General features: G+C 54.0%; 1 protein-coding gene. It reads left to right on the forward strand.

Annotated elements, in window-relative coordinates; all coding sequences use genetic code 11:
• Positions 1 to 124: 124 nt before the first annotated feature.
• Positions 125 to 522: hypothetical protein (locus EST62_RS12830; protein ID WP_209019452.1), on the forward strand; the 398-nt coding region annotated here is incomplete at its 3' end.

The following is a 522-nucleotide window of genomic DNA, read 5'->3' on the forward strand; positions in this document are numbered from 1 at the left end:
GAAAAAGACAATCATCACATCGCTCGTAGCCGTTGCGACACTTGGATTCAGCGGAACCTCTTTCGCCGGTAACGGTGGTACATATAATGGTGGTACTGTACCCGCCAGCACCGATGTTACGAGCATGATTATGAATGCTGCGATGAGCTATCAGGATAACGATCAGATGACGTTCTCTCCTGACTTGAGCACGACCGTGGACGTGACTACCGGTGATATCCTTGCTGCTGTAGCGACGGCTACTGCGCCTGCTTACGCCGTGAAAGGCGATCTGGCAATTGCCACCGCCACCGCAACTCAGCAGTCTTCGTTCCCGACGCTTGCCACTGTTGTGACGCCAGTCGTCGGCTTGAGTGCTGCGGCTCTTGGCGCCGCAAGTGCTGGTACTGATGGCTTAACTGTTGGTGCTATCACAGTATCTGGTGATGTTGGTTCTGGTGTTGGTGCCAATATTGGCGGCGCTGTGTTTGAGTCGATCAACACCGCAACCGCGATTGCCATCAACGGTACGCTTGGCAACTA

The organism is Chlorobaculum sp. 24CR (assembly GCF_004118635.1).
Classification (GTDB): Bacteria; Bacteroidota; Chlorobiia; order Chlorobiales; family Chlorobiaceae; genus Chlorobaculum.